A 15,279-nucleotide genomic window follows, 5' to 3' on the forward strand; every position below is an offset into this window, starting at 1 on the left:
AAAAGGTAATTTAGATGTTTTTTATTGTAAGTCTAAGGGAAAACGTTGATTATGATGATCATTAAAATGCTAAAATGACCTTACTTGATTGTGGGACAAGGAACCTGTCCCTCCGTCCCACTTGAAAATATAGGGAGAGAGAGGTATTTTTATTATAGGAATAGTTTGTTTAAGCGGGGGTAGCAATGCGGAATAAAACATTATGGAGCAAGTATGTTTTCTTGAGTGTGGCCACAGTTTTTATGTGGGTGAAGACGTATATTGTGTATCGAACAGGTTTTGATTTAAAAATAGAAAATGTCATGCAATCTTTTATTCTCTTCATTAATCCATTGAGCTTCTTTTTACTAGTTTTTGGGTTGGGCTTATTTATGAAGCAGAGGATAAGAAATATATACATAATCGTTGTTAGTACATTGGGGACGATTTTGTTAATTTCAAATATGAGTTTTTATAGTTTTTACAATGATTTTCTGACCATCCCGGTATTATTCCAGTCAAGTAATATGGGGGACCTTGATAGTAGTATTCAAGAAATCGTGAAGCCGAGCTATTTCCTTATGTTTGTTGATATTCTTATTTTGATTTGGTTAGCGAGAAAAAATAGACATAAAGATGATGGTGCTGTAACGGTTAAGGAAAGAAGATCATATTTTCTCGTTGTTTGTGTCGTGTTTATCTTCAATGTAGGATTAGCGGAAATACAGCGCCCGCAGTTTTTAACACGTTCATTTGACAGGGAGATTTTAGTGAAAAATATTGGGATCTTTAATTTCCATATATATGATGGAATTGTGCAGTCAGCAACAACGGCACAGAGAGCACTGGCAGATAGTGATGAGCTTGTGGAAATTCAAAACTATGTGAATGCAAATGAAAAAGAGCCAAGTGAAGAGATGTTTGGGATTGCGAAAAATCGTAATGTGATTTTTGTTTCATTAGAATCGACACAAAGCTTTGTGTTGAATGAAACATTAAATGGCGAGGAGATTACACCATTTTTAAATGATTTTTTAAATGAAAGTTATTACTTTGAAAATTTTTATCACCAAACAGAACAGGGGAAAACGTCAGATTCAGAATTTATTGTGGCGAATTCATTATACCCTCTGGGACGGGGTTCCGTCTTTTTTACAAATAGTGAAAATGAGTACAATGCAACACCTGAAATCTTAAAGGATTATGGGTACTACTCCGCGACATTCCATGCGAATAATGCGACCTTTTGGAACAGAGATATCGTGTACGATTCCTTTGAGGTGGATAGATTTTTTGATATCGAAAGCTATGACATCACACCTGAAAATTCATTCGGATGGGGCTTAAAGGATAAGGAGTTTTTCGAGCAAACGGTTGAGTTGATGAAAACATTGCCACAGCCTTTTTATAGCTACTCAATTACACTGACAAATCATTTTCCTTTTGAACTTGAGGAAGAGGATAAGCTTATTGATGAATATGATTCAACTAGTGAGGTCTTCAACCGATATCTTCAGACAGTTCGTTATCAGGATGAAGCATTAAAACGATTTATAGAGAAATTAAAGGAAGAAAACCTGTATGAAAATTCGATTATCGTCTTAATGGGTGATCATTATGGGATTTCTGAAAATCATAATGAGGCATTAGCGCAATTTTTAGGCAAGGATGAAATCTCGCCATATGATACGATTCAGCTTCAACGTGTACCATTTGTCATTCATATACCTGGTCTTACAGATCAGCATCCCGAGTTGATTTCAGATATTTCAGGTCAAATTGATGTAAAGCCGACGCTTTTACATCTGTTAGGGGTTGATACGTCTGATAGGATTCAATTTGGTCAGGATTTGTTTTCACCTGAGCGGTCTCCATTTGCTGTATTGAGAAATGGAAGTTTTATCACAGAGGATTATATATCTGTTTCAACTCTTTGTTATGATCGTGAATCAGGTGCAGAGATTGAACGTGAGGGAACGTGTGATGTCTACGAGGACATGGCTCATGATGAACTTAGTTTTTCAGATAAAATAATCTATGGGGATTTGCTGAGATTTTATAATAAAGAAGAAAGTGTGGAAGAGTAGCTTCCACACTTTTTTGATGGATTAAAGGACCAAGTATTTAGTTAGAGCTTGCTGCAATGTTCCAAGAGTTTCTGTTTTGCTGTCAAAGGAAACTCCGAGATGGATCACTTTCCGAACAACCTCTTTTCTCAATCCTGTGATCACCGAATTACAGCCCATCATGGAAGCACCATGGATGATTTTTAATAAATGTTCAATCACATTAGCTTCCATATCTGCAATACCTGATAAGTCAATAATCAACGTTTGAATACGTGATTTGCCAATTTCAGTTAAAACCTTTTCTTCCAGGATATTTGCCCTGTAATCATCAATTGACCCGATCAAAGGCAGAATACAAACAGACGAATTAATCGGGATAATCGGGACTGAAAGGTTCTCTACTAATTTTCTATGTGCTTTGATCAGAGAATCTTTGTATGTAGAATAACTAATAAAAAAGCTATTTAGAAATTCATCAATATGATTATTTATTTTCTTTTCAAGGGTAAAAAAGTCAGCTACAATTTTCCCGTTTGTATATTCGTTATATTTTTCAATAAAATACCACACAGTCCTGCGGATTGCTTGAATCCATTCGAGTTTAAATGTTAAATCAATGGAATGTGTAGACCAGGCGATGCCTTCATGTTTTGCAAAGAGTTGCAACTCCTTCTCCTTGCCGTCAACGATATACGTAACAAGCTTTTTCGCATTATTAACGAGATCAATGTTACCAATTGCCAGGATTTCATCAATCTTATCTGTTACATTGACTGCTTCTGCCAATAATCTCTCTTCAAAACTTTGAATATTGTTTTCAAAGAATTGTTTAAGTTCATATGATTCCTGGAATTTGAATTTCATTACTTTTCCCCCTTATGCTGAATTTTTGAAATTCAATACCTTCCTTTTATTTTAAGGTATTTTTACAGAAAAAGAAAATGCATTGCTTCAATGTAATGAGATTGGGAACTTTTTCTAAGGGTAATCGTATTACATATTATCCTTAAAAAACCAGATTATCCATTTCTTTCGAATGAAGATGTACATCAGATTGTTGATATTGAAGGAGGAAAAGAATTCGTGAGTATTATTTTAGCGTATGTCATTATTTTTTTGTTAGGGGCGACACCATTTTTTGAGGTAGTCGGGGTCATTCCAATCGGAGTTGCAGCAGGACTGCCGGCACTTCCTGTTGCCATTCTTGCGTTATTGGGGAATATTCTGACCCTTTGGTTACTCATCTTATTAATGGACCGAGTAAAAGAGTGGCTACAAAAACGTAAGGAAAAGAAAGGCAAAGAAGTATCAGACAAAAAGCAGAAGCGAGCAGAATCAATTTGGAAAAAGTATGGTTTGCCTGGATTAACATTTGTAGCGCCATTTTTAATCGGGAGCCATCTGGGTGTTATTTTAGCGATGAGCTTTGGCGGCACAAGAAAACAAATCTTCTTTTGGATCACAGTTAGTGTGGTTTTCTGGGCAGTTGTGATGGGGCTTCTTTCATATTTCGGTTTTGACTTATTATTTACCCAAACCGGACAGGACGGTTTCCTGAAAAATTTATTAGATACTGAGTGAGGAACGAGGGGAGGAACGAGGGGACAGGTCCCTTGTCCCATGTGGGACAAGAGGCCTGTCCCTCTGTTCTAATTCACGATAGTTTTTAAGATTCCCTTCATAAACAAAGTGAAAATCACTTCCTGTGATGAGATCTTGAGGTGTTATAAGTGAAGGTGGTTTAGAAAAATCTACACATTCAGCCTCCTGGAGGACAGTTGCGACAAATTGTGAACAGAAAAAAGCATTTTTTCTAGTCATTTGCTTGTTTAATAGAATGGCAAATAAACCCAGTAGGTTATAACGGTACAGGGCCTTATTGTCATTTACTTTTTGTATGAAGCATCTCATTTTTTCATATTGACTCGTAGAGACTGTACAGCTGTACACCCGACATTTTGCTAGATTGAAAAAATGTGACTCCATGTTTTCCTTCACAAAGCCGCCGATGAAGGGGTTTGAAGGTGTTTTTCTTCCAAAGCTATATACTTCAGATAAAGATCGGTCAAAAGAAATGGATGCATGATTGAACGATTTTTTTGTATATAATTTGATAAGTCTAGTAAACATTGTTCCAGTGTCAGTTAGTAGAATATAGATCTTTTTTTCATCCACCTAAAATTCCTCCCCTTAAATAACCCAAATCCTATTATCAAGAATCCAGGCAACCGAATGAAGAATCTGTGGCTGTATTTCGCTCTAAGTCTTAAGGCTTAGAAGGGACAGAGGGACAGGTTCCTTGACCCAGAATTCTGGGACGAGGAACCTGTCCCCCCGGACCAGCCCACTTAGATAGAGGTTCGTGCAAGCAATCGTTTAATGGAAGAGTTGGCTTCTGTTAAGATGACTTTTTTGTCTAAGGTTTTCATCATGCGGTTTTCCATTACGATTTGACCATTGATGATGGTTGTTTCGACATCAGCTCTTGTGGCAGAGTAGACGATTCTGGAGATAGGATCGACGCCATATGAGGGGTAGGTATGAAAGTCTTGTAAGTTTAAGATGGCCAGGTCGGCTTTTTTGCCGATTTCTATACTCCCGATTTCATTTTCCATTCCAACTGCCTTCGCACCTCCAATTGTCGCCATTTTAAACACAGTATGTGCATCCATTGCGGTTGGTCCGTGTACTGGTTTTTGGATGAGTGCGGCTAGTCTCATTTCATTGAACATATCTAAATTATTATTACAAGGCGCTCCGTCAGCTCCCAGGCTTAGTGACACTTGTTCATTTACCATATAAGGTGTATCGGCGATACCAGACGCCAATTTCAGATTTGATCCGGGACAATGACTAACATGAACCCCTTTTTCGCGAATGATACGTTTTTCCTCTTCGTCCAGCCAAATACAATGAGCGAGAATTAACCGGTTATTGGCTAAACCTAAATGGTCCAAATACACGATATTTCTCATTCCGGTTTCTTTTTGGACAATATCAATTTCACCACGGTTTTCCGAAGCGTGTGTATGGACCATTGCATGATAGTATTCTGATAAAGATTGGACTTCACGTAGGAGTTGTTCTGTACAAGAAACAACAAATCTTGGTGAGAATGCATATTTAATCCGGCCATCATCATAGTTATGCCATTTTTCTAGTAAGTCGACGCTTTCTCTAATCGATCTTTCTGTGTTTTCCTGTAAAGGCAGAGGTACTTCATCTCCCTTATCCATCATCACCTTGCCTGATAAAGCCCTCATTCCGCTTTCAGCAATCGCTTTAAATGCATACTCAGTATGGTGGACGGTTTCCATATCAACAATGGTTGTTGTCCCGCTTTGAATGAGCTCACCAATTCCGAGCATGGCAGAGTAATATATGGATTCCTCATCATGTGCTGCTTCTAATGGCCAAATCCTCTGTTTTAGCCAGTCCATTAATTCCAAATCATCTCCTTGACCACGGAAAACGGTTTGACATAGATGAATATGTGTTTGAACAAAGCCGGGAATAACGGTTTTCCCTGTTGCATCAATGATTTTATCAGGTTGTTGAACAGTTAGATCAGGTCCAATATCTTTTATGAGATCGTCCACAATGTGAATATCACCTGTGATGATTTCGTTTTCCTTATTCATCGTAATGATTTGTGCATTTTTTATAAGTATATTCATCTATGATCATCTCCTAATCTTAAACTAAGACACAAAAATAACTACGAAAAAATATGCCAATAAAAGCATATTTTCACCGTAGTAAGAAATTTACGGTTTCTTTGTAGAGACCCTTAAACCAATTATTAAGGATATACGTGAAAATCATCTGAAATAAGTTGTAAGAATAATCATAATGAGATAAAAAGTTTGGTTCAACAGGTTTGTTAGCTTATCTGACGGTTTTTCTATAGTTTCTGCTAGAGAAGAGGTTGTCTTTATAAGTATCAACATCATAACTATTTGGGTTGATTGAAGAGAAGGTGCGAGACCCCTGTGGGAGAAGTGGGCAGGTGAGATCCCACAGGCGCGCAGCTTACGAGGAAGCTCACCGTCCACCCCATGGAAAGCGAGCATCCTGGAGCTTCAATCAACTAAGCAAAACACGTAGTACATAGCATACTTTGTGAAAACTTATAAAAAGTGAAGAAGCGTATCTTTAGCTTTGAACCAAATATGAATACCATGTGAACACCACTAAAACAATTACTCAAAACCGACACGTATTACTGTACGCTTTGGTTGTACATATGCTATGATTTATTCTAATAAATGAGAAGGGGGGCTGGATTTATTGGGAAGGCGTTATTGCATACTCGTCAAATGGCTGAATTAACACAAAAGATGTATCTTTACAGTACACCATGCATATCTCTTCTTAGTACATCAGTCTTCTTTAAACGGGATTATTAAACAAACTAGTATCTCCTTTTAGAAATGTCATAAAGTAATCAGATCCTCAAAGAATGATGTGTGTACATGAGGAAGAGAAAAACATGTATAACGAGAACTGAAACGGTATGAAAAACGTTACCATGTAACGTTACTATTTCTGGAGGTGAATCCCTCAGGTTGAGGGAAATAATTGGATATTATTACAATCACAAATCTTTTTTTACTTGTCATTTTACTCGTACTGACAGCTTTTTTTGTTGGTTCGGAATTTGCGGTTGTTAAAATTCGAATGTCAAGAATAGATCAATTAATAGCAGAAGGTAATAAAAAGGCAATCATCGCAAAAAAGGTAGCAAGTGATCTTGATTACTATTTGTCAGCCTGTCAGCTTGGGATTACAGTCACGGCACTAGGTCTTGGAGCATTAGGAAAACCGGCTGTTGAGCGTGTGATGTACCCGGTGTTTGACTTTCTGAATGTATCAGATTCAATCGCATCTGTTTCTTCATATGCGATTGCTTTTATCCTTGTTACCTTTCTCCACGTCGTAGTCGGAGAAATGGCACCGAAAACATTAGCCATTCAATTTTCGGAAAAAATGACATTGCTGCTTGCCCCGCCATTATATTGGTTCGGAAAAATCATGTCACCATTTATATGGGCATTAAATGGTGCAGCACGTGTTCTATTAAAAATCTTTGGTGTACAGCCTGCTGGACATGAACAGGCCTATTCAGAGGAAGAATTAAAAATTATCATGACCCAAAGCTATCAGGGTGGTGAAATTGATAAAACGGAGCTCTCTTATATGGAAAATGTCTTCTCGTTTGATGAGCGTGTTGTAAAAGACATTATGGTACCAAGAACAGAGCTTGTTACACTTGATAAGGATATGGATGATAACGACATCGTCAGCATATTGGACGAAAATAACTATACACGTTATCCGGTAACAGAAAATGGCGATAAAGACAATATCGTCGGCTTTGTCAATGTGAAAAAGATGTTAACCCATATTGCGGCAAAACGTGAACGTAAACTCGAAGAATTTGTCCGCGATCTTCCGTTTGTTCTTGAAGCAACACGTCTTCAGGATGCCTTGCTAAAAATGCAACAGGAACAAGTTCATATGTCTCTTGTAATTGATGAATACGGAGGTACATCCGGTATTATCACGATGGAAGACATACTGGAAGAGCTTGTTGGTGAAATTCGTGATGAATTTGATGATGATGAAGTAGCTGATATTAGGACTACTGGTGAAAATCAATATACAATCAATGGTCGTGTTCTTTTAGTCGAGCTTGAAGAGCAATTTGGGCTTATATTTGAGGAAAGTGAAGAAGTCGATACAATCGCTGGCTGGATTCAATACCAAAAGGTTGATCCGGTTACAATTGGTGATGAAGTCATCCATGGTGAAGATTTATGGACGGTCATTGAAATGGATAATTATCAAATCAAACAGGTTGTGTTAAAAAGAGCATGCATGGCGAATGTTGGGTAAGGATGTCATAGCAATAGCTCTTTAAAATCTTGGAGGTGAATCCCTTACTTAAGGGAAATAATTGGACGGATTAATTGGATTAAACTTGTTTTTAGTGGCTGTATTTATCGGCCTTACTGCTTTTTTCGTTGGTGCTGAATTTGCGATTTTGAAAGTGCGAATGTCACGAATTGATCAGTTAATTGCAGAAGGAAACAAAAAAGCGGTTATGGCCAAAAAAGTTGCTCATAATCTTGACTACTATTTATCAGCCTGTCAGCTTGGTATAACCATTACTGCACTCGTTCTTGGTGCACTAGGGGAACCAACAGTAGAAAAAATGCTTCACCCGCTTTTTGAAAGATTTGCCGTACCAGAGGCTCTATCAACCGCACTCTCTTATGCGATTGCCCTTTCGATTGTAACATTTTTACATGTTGTAATCGGAGAATTGGCACCAAAAACCTTGGCGATTCAATTTGCGGAAAAAATGACATTGCTTTTGGCTACACCGCTTTACTGGTTTGGAAAAGTGATGAATCCATTTATTTTTGCTCTTAATGGGGCATCACGCGGAATACTCGGTGTGTTTGGTGTAAAGCCTGCAGGCCATGAAACAGCACACTCAGAGGAAGAGTTAAAGTTAATCGTTACGCAAAGCTATGAGAGTGGGGAAATAAACCAAACTGAGCTTGCATACCTCGAAAATATTTTTGCTTTCGACGAACGTGTTGTAAAAGACATTATGATTCCCGCTACGAAAATCATTACGCTTGAAAAAAACATGAACTTGACTGATATCATCGAGGTTCATGATCAATATGACTACACCCGCTATCCGGTCAAAGAAGCCGGGCAGAACAAAATCATCGGGTTTATTAACACAAAAGAAATGCTAACAAGTATTGCTGCAGGAAGAGAGCGGAAACTGGAAGATTTCATCCATGAAATGCCACATCTCTCTGCATCAACACCAATCAAAGAAGTTCTATTGAAAATGCAGCAAAGCCGGGTCCATATGGCCATCATCAAAGACGAATCAGGGCAAACAACCGGCCTTGTGACAATGGAAGACATCCTGGAAGAAATCGTCGGTGAAATCCGAGAAGAACAAACAGGTGTAGAACCATCCGTTGCAGGGTAAGTTTCTACTAGACATTTTTTAAAAAACTTTAATAAGTTTAGTTGATATTTAAGAATTTTTAAAAGTTCTATATGAAAAATAAATTAGGTCGAGTGAAGCGGAAGGTGCGAGGCTCCTGCTTAGAAATGCGGAATCGGCTGTTTAGCCCCGACAAGCATAAGACGCACTTGAATTGAAGACGTTCTTTGTCTTCAGTTAAAGTGTGACTAGATCCTAGAGGGGCTAGGAACCGGAGCAAGACAAGGGAGCACCGTACACCCCGCAAAAAGCGAGCAACATGGAGCTTCACTCACCCCACCCAATACATGTTATCGAGCAAGGAAGTAGTTTGTGAATTTTCACACCGCAATAATATCATACAACCATCACGTGACAGTTTGGAGGTTTTAAAACTTGGGACTGAAAAATTAAAAATCGGTGAATTAGCAGAAATAACCGGCGTGACCAAACGAACAATCGATTACTACACAACTCTGGGCTTATTAAAGGCGGAACGTTCATCATCCAATTACCGCTACTATGATTCTTCTGCAATCGAGCAATTACGATTTATAGAAGAATGTAAAGCGAACGGTATGACGCTGGAAGGAATCAAAAAGAAAATTATCGCTACCGCTGAAGAAATTGATGTCTTAGAATTACGATTAAAAATAAAAGGTCTTGAAAAAGAAGTCTCAGAAGTTTTAGCCCAACTGGATAAAAACGACTTGGAAAATCAAGACTTTGTCAAAAAGCATATCTCAAATGAAAGTCTGTCATTAATTCAAACATTACTTTTATTAATAAATATAAAAAATGGAGGCTAATCAAAAATGTTCTTTCATCCAATGGATATTCTCATCTTTATCACATTAGGAATTTCAATTTGGGCTCAGTATAGAGTGAAAGGGAATTTTAATAAATGGGCGGAAGTCGCAACAAAAACCGGTCTATCAGGAGCGGAAACAGCACGACGTATATTGGACAGCAATGGGTTGTACAATATACCTATAGAAGTTGTACCAGGTACTCTTTCTGACCACTATGATCCAGTCAAAAAAGTAGTCCGTCTGTCTGAAGCGGTTTATTATGGGCGTTCGATTGCCTCTGTTTCTGTTGCCGCACATGAAATTGGACATGCGATCCAGCATCAGCAGTCATATGCGGCTCTTATGCTGAGACATAAGATTTTTCCAATCGCAAATATTGCTTCTGGAATTGCTCCCTTTCTATTTATTGGCGGCTTGTTGTTACAGCAGTTATCCCTTATTGGAATTGGCATTGTCTTTTTCTCGGCGGCTGTAGCATTTCAGTTAGTAACACTACCTGTTGAGTTTGACGCAAGTAAACGCGCGAGAAACCTCATGCTGGCAGAAGGTATTCTTTATAATGAAGAAGAACATGGCGTGAAAAAAGTGTTAAATGCCGCAGCATTAACATATGTTGCCGGAGCATTAATGGCATTATTTGAGTTAATTAAGTTTATTATGATCTTTATGCAGGGTAATAGTGAAGAATAAAAACATGCACAAATGAGGAGGTGGAGGTCTTACGAATGTAAGACAACTCATTGACCACAGTTAATTTAATTTTAATTATCATATTAATTGCGTTAACCGGATTTTTCGTAGCAACAGAATTTGCCATTGTTAAGATTCGTATGTCTAAAATTGACCAGCTTGTTGCTGAGGGGAAAAAAGGGGCTATAGCTGCAAAGAGGGTTGTATCCCATTTAGATGAATATTTGTCTGCGTGTCAACTCGGGATCACCGTAACAGCTTTAGGACTTGGTTGGTTAGGTGAGCCGACTGTTGAAAAGCTACTACACCCTGTATTTGCTTATTTCAATTTTAATGAGTCTGTTACACATATTTTATCTTTTGGTATAGCCTTTGCTCTCGTTACATTTTTACATGTGGTTGTCGGAGAGCTGGCACCAAAAACAATTGCGATTCAAAAAGCAGAATTCATTACGTTAATGTTTTCACCGCCAATTATTTGGTTCTATAAAATCATGTATCCGTTCATTTGGTTTTTGAATGGTTCAGCTCGTGTATTAGTTGGCATGTTTGGATTAAAGCCGGCATCAGAGCATGAATTGGCTCACTCAGAGGAAGAGCTTCGTATTCTTTTATCTGAAAGCTATAAAAGCGGTGAAATCAATAAGAATGAGCTAAAGTATGTGAACAACATTTTTGAGTTTGATGAAAGAATTGCGAAAGAAATAATGGTGCCCCGTACAGAAATTATCACGATTTCTCTTGAAAGCACCTATGATGAAATCATTGAATTGATAAAAAATGAACGCTATACCCGATATCCTGTTGTAGATGGTGATAAAGATCATATTGTCGGCTTTTTAAATATTAAAGAGCTTTTAACTTCCGCTTTTACGGAATGTGATGATCCTAAGCCATTTGATATCAACGCCTATATAAATCCGGTCATACAGGTAATTGAAACCATTCCGATTCACGATTTATTGCTAAAAATGCAAAAAGAACGAACACATATTGCTGTTTTAATCGATGAATATGGAGGAACTTCCGGATTGGTCACAGTTGAGGACATCCTTGAGGAAATTGTCGGAGAAATCAGGGATGAGTTTGATGAAGATGAAATCCCTGAAATTCGAAAACTAAATGAAGATCATTACATTTTAGATGGAAAATTACTCATAGAAGATGTAAATAACCTTCTTCACACGACCTTTTCTGACGAAGACATTGATACAATAGGCGGCTGGTTCTTAACTCAAAAATTCAACGCTGATGTTGGCGTTGAGGTTGCAGATCAAGATTATATCTTTAAAGTTCACGAAAGTGACGGACACCATATTCAATATTTAGAAGTGTTTAAAATGAAAAGTAATGTTGTGCCGATTTCGGATAATTAGACCAAAAAGACAAAGTTGATGGGGTACCATTGACTTTGTCTTTTTTTAGGCCGCTGCACCCGTCACATACTCCCAAAATCTCCATACCTTATAAAGATTCCTTTCCACATCTACTACTTTACCTTTCCTGGAGTGATCAAATTTGTTGAAAAATTTATTACCAATTACCGTGATTTTTTGTTTGACCTTAAGTATTTGGATGCTTCCATCACAAGCATTTCATAGCCATTTTCCTGCCATAGAGGTATTTGGTAAGTTAGGAACCTTTATTTCTTTTCTGCTCCTTGTGTTGTTTAGTGTGATTCAACTATTTTATTACACATCTAAAAAATGAAAACGGATGGAATGGTAATGAGTGCTTTATTGCCATTCCGTATTAATTATTCACATGGTATAGTTTAAGAAGATGAACAGGGGGATTTAGCCTGGAACAACATAAAATGAGGGAGATACAATGAGATTTATTGATATAGAGGACTATAACCCCTTAACGATGCAGTTGGCGATGCCGATTTATGATCGGATGCGAAGGGTGTTATTAACGGCCGGGAGAACGATTCATCCTAACTATTTAGAACGGATCAAAGCAATAGGTGTATCAACTCTTGTTGTTGAGGATGCTGAGTCAACAGGTATTACCCTTGAGGAAATGCTTGATATGCCGACATGGATGGATACAATTGCTGTTGTTCAACAGGCGTTTGAAGATGCCTCAAATAAAAAACGATTACATATAGCAGCTCTCCAAAGGGCTGTTGTAACTCTTATTAAAGAAGTATTTGCTCATAAAACGATTATCCTTGTGCCAACTACCTCCTTATCAACAGGCTTGGTACGGTATGCTCACTCAGTAAATGTAGCACTTTTAAGCTTACAAATAGCCAAACATTTAGGCTACACGCAAAGGCAATTAAGGGATTTGGCTCTTGGTGCCTTATTACACGATATCGGCAAGGCGGTTACGAATCAAGAAGAAGAACATCCATTAAAAGGATTTGACATCATAAAGGACAATCGGGAAATGAGTTTATTGTCCGCACATATTGCCTATCAACATCATGAATGGATAAACGGCCAAGGATATCCAAGAAAATTGAAAGGACAAGCTGTTTTAGAGCTTCCCCAAGTCGTGGGAATTGCCAATGTTTATGATCATTTACTATCAAATAATAAAATGCCGCCACATGAAGCATTAGAATACATTATGACGAAAAGTGATGAAGAGTTTTCCTTTAAAGTGGTCCAAGCCTTTGTCAATAGTGTTCCATCTTATATACCCGGCACAAAGGTCGAGTTATATACAGGAGAACAGGCCATTGTTAGTAGGATCAATCAGCATTTACAAAGACCTGTCATACGTTTCTTAACGAATGGAGAAGAGATGGATTTAGCGGAAAATCCGTCTGTTGTGATAAAAAGGGTGCTCAATAACAATCAAGAAGATGGTAAGTAGTGTGAAAGGGATAAAGAGAAGTATGAAGGAAAATAAAGTATCCATGAGTAAGGAACCAAATATGAAGCTTGTTTTATTACTTCTTTTCATAGGAAGTATAATCTCAATCATTCTAGCCATTGGGATCGGTCCGGTTTCTGTTCATCCTGGTACCGTAGCAAAAATCATCATGAGCAAACTGCCTTATGTAACAGATTTTATTTTTCCTACCTGGACAAGGCTTGATGAAAATATTGTGTGGAATTTACGCTTGCCACGGGTTTTACTGGGCATGCTTGTTGGTGCTTCATTAGCGGTAACAGGTGTGGCCATGCAGGCTTTGGTACGAAATCACCTGGCAGATCCTTTTATACTTGGTGTTTCTTCAGGAGCATCTGCGACAGCAACATTAGGCATGCTGTTTGGGGTCTTTTCATTCTTCGGTACATATGCCCTGTCAATCAGTGCGTTTATAGGAGCAGCAGCAACGATTATGATCGTATATACGATCTCCAGGGTCAGAGGCAGAATTAATATCACACAGTTATTATTATCAGGTGTTGCGGTTGCTATGATTATGGATGCAGTCACAAATGTGATCACCTTAAGTGCCCCGAATGCATTGGGCCTCCATAATGCGGCGTTTTGGATGTCCGGCAGTTTAGCAGGAGCAAAGTGGGGCTATTTAACACTTCCACTTGTGGTCATTCTTTTTTGTATGAGCATCCTTCTGATTCAATACCGTGCCCTAAATGCACTGCTTTTAGGAGAAGAAGCTGCAGGTACATTAGGAACTGATGTGAAGCGGGTGCAAAAAATACTTGTGTTAGTTGCCTCTCTTTTAGCAGGTACGACGATTGCAGTCAGCGGTTCGATTGGGTTTATCGGATTAATGGTTCCGCATATTACGAGGTTATTAATTGGTTCAGATCATAAAAAAGTTCTCCCTGTAAGTGCTCTATTGGGAGGGATTTTTGTTATTTGGACAGATGTTGTAGCCAGAATCGTCATCGCACCTGAGGAATTGCCCATCGGCCTTTTAACCGCAATCATCGGTGGTCCGTTTTTTATTTGGTTATTAAAAAGAAATTCTCGGGCGTAAAAGAGGTGGAAATGTGAAATTACAAGTAGAGAATGTAAGCTTTTCTTATGATGAGCAAAAAATCATTGAAGACATTCGCCTCCATGTGAATAAGGGGGAATTTGTCGGGTTGTTAGGGCCAAATGGAAGCGGAAAATCAACGATCCTCAAAACGGTCTATCGCGCTCTAGAGCCTGATGCTGGTGACATTCTATTAAATGATGAAGATATACTTTCAATGAAAGTAAAAAAGATTGCCAGAAACATCGGGGTTGTTGGGCAAGAGAACTCCATTCCGTTTGATTTTAAAGTAGAAGAAATCGTCGCAATGGGACGTAACCCATATAAAAAGCTGTTTGAAGGGGATACACAAGTAGATAAAGAGATTGTCACAAATGCGTTAAAACAAACGGGTATTGAAGGTTTAGCTCAAAGAAACTATATCCAGCTCTCAGGTGGAGAAAAGCAAAGAGTCCTCATTGCACGCGTATTGGCCCAGCAAACAAACTTTTTACTGTTAGATGAACCAACAAATCATTTAGATATTTACTATCAATTGCAAATGTTCGATTTGGTTAAGGGGTTAGGTGTAACCGTTTTGGCTGCCATCCACGATCTGAATATTGCCGCACTATATTGTGATCGAATGTATGTGTTAAAAGAAGGACGTTTATACAAAGCCGGAACACCGGAGGAAATAATCACACCTGAAGTCATATACGAGGTGTACGGTATTCATGTTGACGTGATGGTTCACCCGAAAACAAATAAGGTATCGATTACATATTTACCAAAAAGTTTAGATAAAAGGGAGATTTGAAT

At 38.2% G+C, this 15,279-nt stretch carries 13 protein-coding genes and 1 riboswitch; of the genes, 10 read left to right on the plus strand and 3 right to left on the minus strand.

Annotated elements, in window-relative coordinates; translation table 11 throughout:
- The first annotated feature begins 185 nt into the window (after positions 1 to 185).
- Positions 186 to 2,066, plus strand: a complete 1,881-nt coding sequence (locus AC0L8O_RS25185) for an LTA synthase family protein (protein WP_473446016.1) — start codon at positions 186 to 188, stop codon at positions 2,064 to 2,066.
- A gap of 21 nt (positions 2,067 to 2,087) precedes the next feature.
- On the opposite strand, the gene AC0L8O_RS25190 is transcribed toward AC0L8O_RS25185, so the two are convergent.
- Positions 2,088 to 2,912: an STAS domain-containing protein gene (locus tag AC0L8O_RS25190; RefSeq protein ID WP_473446017.1), complete on the minus strand. Its 825-nt coding sequence runs from the start codon at positions 2,910 to 2,912 to the stop codon at positions 2,088 to 2,090.
- 219 nt (positions 2,913 to 3,131) lie between these two features.
- On the opposite strand from AC0L8O_RS25190, the gene AC0L8O_RS25195 reads away from it, so the two are divergent.
- The gene (locus AC0L8O_RS25195) at positions 3,132 to 3,629 is read left to right on the plus strand and encodes a small multi-drug export protein (RefSeq protein ID WP_473446018.1); all 498 of its coding nucleotides are present in this window, start codon (positions 3,132 to 3,134) and stop codon (positions 3,627 to 3,629) included.
- Here the strand turns inward: AC0L8O_RS25195 and AC0L8O_RS25200 are convergent.
- Both AC0L8O_RS25200 and AC0L8O_RS25205 read right to left on the minus strand, forming a co-directional pair.
- The gene (locus AC0L8O_RS25200) at positions 3,615 to 4,223 is read right to left on the minus strand and encodes a hypothetical protein (protein ID WP_473446019.1); all 609 of its coding nucleotides are present in this window, start codon (positions 4,221 to 4,223) and stop codon (positions 3,615 to 3,617) included. The genes AC0L8O_RS25195 and AC0L8O_RS25200 overlap by 15 nt on opposite strands.
- 173 nt (positions 4,224 to 4,396) lie before the next feature.
- Positions 4,397 to 5,725, minus strand: coding sequence for a 5'-deoxyadenosine deaminase (locus AC0L8O_RS25205; protein WP_473446020.1), 1,329 nt, complete (start codon positions 5,723 to 5,725; stop codon positions 4,397 to 4,399).
- A gap of 58 nt (positions 5,726 to 5,783) precedes the next feature.
- Positions 5,784 to 5,884, minus strand: a riboswitch (purine riboswitch).
- Between the two features lie 745 nt (positions 5,885 to 6,629).
- Here AC0L8O_RS25205 and AC0L8O_RS25210 point away from each other — a divergent pair.
- From AC0L8O_RS25210 to AC0L8O_RS25245, 8 genes are all read left to right on the plus strand, one after another.
- Positions 6,630 to 7,946, plus strand: a complete 1,317-nt coding sequence (locus tag AC0L8O_RS25210) for a hemolysin family protein (protein WP_473446021.1) — start codon at positions 6,630 to 6,632, stop codon at positions 7,944 to 7,946.
- Positions 7,947 to 8,007: 61 nt separating this feature from the next.
- Positions 8,008 to 9,069 carry a hemolysin family protein gene (locus AC0L8O_RS25215; RefSeq protein WP_473446022.1) on the plus strand — a complete coding sequence of 354 codons (1,062 nt, stop codon included), beginning with the start codon at positions 8,008 to 8,010 and terminating at the stop codon, positions 9,067 to 9,069.
- Between the two features lie 377 nt (positions 9,070 to 9,446).
- Positions 9,447 to 9,875: a MerR family transcriptional regulator gene (locus AC0L8O_RS25220; RefSeq protein ID WP_473446023.1), complete on the plus strand. Its 429-nt coding sequence runs from the start codon at positions 9,447 to 9,449 to the stop codon at positions 9,873 to 9,875.
- A gap of 6 nt (positions 9,876 to 9,881) precedes the next feature.
- Positions 9,882 to 10,568, plus strand: a complete 687-nt coding sequence (locus tag AC0L8O_RS25225) for a zinc metallopeptidase (protein WP_026559693.1) — start codon at positions 9,882 to 9,884, stop codon at positions 10,566 to 10,568.
- A 50-nt stretch (positions 10,569 to 10,618) separates the two neighbouring features.
- The gene (locus tag AC0L8O_RS25230; RefSeq protein ID WP_026559692.1) at positions 10,619 to 11,944 is read left to right on the plus strand and encodes a hemolysin family protein; all 1,326 of its coding nucleotides are present in this window, start codon (positions 10,619 to 10,621) and stop codon (positions 11,942 to 11,944) included.
- 454 nt (positions 11,945 to 12,398) lie between these two features.
- Positions 12,399 to 13,397 (plus strand): HD-GYP domain-containing protein, encoded by a 999-nt coding sequence (locus AC0L8O_RS25235; protein ID WP_473446024.1) that lies wholly within the window; start codon positions 12,399 to 12,401, stop codon positions 13,395 to 13,397.
- 22 nt (positions 13,398 to 13,419) lie between these two features.
- Positions 13,420 to 14,478, plus strand: coding sequence for a FecCD family ABC transporter permease (locus tag AC0L8O_RS25240; protein WP_156931889.1), 1,059 nt, complete (start codon positions 13,420 to 13,422; stop codon positions 14,476 to 14,478).
- Between the two features lie 13 nt (positions 14,479 to 14,491).
- The gene (locus AC0L8O_RS25245) at positions 14,492 to 15,277 is read left to right on the plus strand and encodes a heme ABC transporter ATP-binding protein (protein WP_473446025.1); all 786 of its coding nucleotides are present in this window, start codon (positions 14,492 to 14,494) and stop codon (positions 15,275 to 15,277) included.
- The last annotated feature ends 2 nt before the right edge of the window (positions 15,278 to 15,279 follow it).

The organism is Metabacillus sp. KJ11-3 (assembly GCF_055808295.1).

Coding starts and splice junctions, on each gene's coding strand:
- AC0L8O_RS25190 (WP_473446017.1), bottom strand. CDS start 2,912: ATGAAATTCAAATTCCAGGAATCATATGAACTTAAACAATTCTTTGAA.
- AC0L8O_RS25185 (WP_473446016.1), top strand. CDS start 186: ATGCGGAATAAAACATTATGGAGCAAGTATGTTTTCTTGAGTGTGGCC.
- AC0L8O_RS25225 (WP_026559693.1), top strand. CDS start 9,882: ATGTTCTTTCATCCAATGGATATTCTCATCTTTATCACATTAGGAATT.
- AC0L8O_RS25205 (WP_473446020.1), bottom strand. CDS start 5,725: ATGAATATACTTATAAAAAATGCACAAATCATTACGATGAATAAGGAA.
- AC0L8O_RS25240 (WP_156931889.1), top strand. CDS start 13,420: ATGAAGGAAAATAAAGTATCCATGAGTAAGGAACCAAATATGAAGCTT.
- AC0L8O_RS25235 (WP_473446024.1), top strand. CDS start 12,399: ATGAGATTTATTGATATAGAGGACTATAACCCCTTAACGATGCAGTTG.